The sequence below is a fragment of the Variovorax rhizosphaerae genome, assembly GCF_037889975.1.
In the GTDB taxonomy this organism is placed as follows: Bacteria; Pseudomonadota; Gammaproteobacteria; order Burkholderiales; family Burkholderiaceae_C; genus Variovorax; species Variovorax rhizosphaerae.
Genome location: NZ_JBBKZT010000101.1, coordinates 1 through 1457, shown reverse-complemented (window position 1 = coordinate 1457; position 1457 = coordinate 1). Strand labels below are relative to the sequence as shown.

Genomic DNA, 1457 nt, shown 5'->3' with positions numbered 1-1457 from the left:
TGAACCGCACCGACTTTCGAGGAGGCCTATTGGCTTGAGTCAGACCGGGATGGTCTGACTTCTCTTCTGGCTGTTCTGACTTTCATTATTCCAGCCCCCCGCAGGGGCCGCCGGAGGCCCCCCGGTTGGGCCATGTAGTCATGGTTCAACCCTCCTGCAGTGCCGCTGGATGAGCAGGCTTGGTTGTGGTCACAGCCTGGGCTTGCAGGCGCCAGTAGTTGGCCTCTGCTTCGGCCGGCGGGATGTAGCCGATGGGCTCAAGCAAGCGGTGGTTGTTGAACCATGAGACCCACTCGAGGGTGGCCAGTTCGACCGCCTCGCGCGTCTTCCAGGGGCCGCGTCGGTGGATGATCTCCGCCTTGTACAGGCCGTTGATCGTCTCGGCCAGCGCGTTGTCATAGCTGTCGCCGGTGCTCCCCACCGAGGGTTCGATGCCGGCTTCGGCCAGCCTCTCGCTATAGCGGATGGACACGTACTGGGAACCCCTGTCGCTGTGATGCACAAGCGCGCCTTCACGCTCGCCCCGACGCGCGTACAGGGCCTGCTCCAGTGCGTCGAGCACGAAGTCGGTCTGCATCGAACTGCTGACCCGCCAGCCGACGATGCGCCGCGCGAACACATCGATGACGAAGGCCACGTACACGAAGCCCTGCCAAGTCGAGACGTACGTGAAATCGGCCACCCACAGCTGATTCGGCCTGTCGGCCTTGAAGTGCCGTTTCACTCGGTCCAGCGGGCATGCCGCCTTGCCGTCTGGTACTGTCGTTCGCACGTTTTTGCCGCGACGAGCACCGCTCAGCCCGCATTGCCGCATGAGTCGCTCGACAGTGCATCGTGCCACGGCCGTGCCTTCGCGGCGCAGTTGCCGCCAGACCTTGTCGGCACCATAGACCCGCAGGTTCTGGTCGTACACGCGTTGCACCTGCACCAGCAAGCTCGCATCACGCTGGGCTCGCGCGGACAGCAGCGCCGGATCGCGCTTACGCGCCGCGTGGCGCCGGTATGCCGACGGGGCGATCTGCAGCGCGCGGCAGATCGGCTCGACCCCGCAACGAGCGCGATGCTCGTCAATGAAGGCGTTCATTTCTTGAGTTGGCGGTCGAACTCCGCCTGGGCGAAATACGCGCTGGCCAACTTCAGGATCTCATTGGTCTTACGCAGTTCGCGAACCTCGCGCTCGAGCTCCTTGATGCGCTGCTGTTCGACGCTGGTCGCGCCCGGCCGTACGCCGCTGTCGCGCTCGCCCTGGCGCACCCACTTGCGCAGCGTCTCGCCCGTGCAGCCGATCTTGCCGGCAATCGATTCGATCGCCGCCCACTGCGACGGGTACTGGTCCTTGGCGTCAAAGACCATGCGCACCGCGCGATCCATGACCTCGGGGGAAAACTTCGGTGACTTCCTCATCTTGGCTCCATTCTCAATCGAAGGAGCCTCCTCAAAATCCGGGGCGGTTCAGA

At 64.1% G+C, this 1457-nt stretch carries 1 protein-coding gene and 1 other annotated feature; the gene reads right to left on the bottom strand.

Annotation, left to right across the window (positions count from 1 at the left end):
• Window positions 1–145 precede the first annotated feature (145 nt).
• Window positions 146–1404 (bottom strand): IS3 family transposase gene (locus WKW82_RS40480; RefSeq protein WP_340348842.1). Its coding sequence is split into 2 segments (ribosomal slippage): window positions 146–1122 and window positions 1122–1404, totalling 1260 coding nucleotides; the frame shifts between segments, so codons are not numbered across the junction.
• Window positions 1010–1126: a sequence feature (AL1L pseudoknot), on the bottom strand. It overlaps the preceding gene by 117 nt.
• Window positions 1405–1457 lie beyond the last annotated feature (53 nt).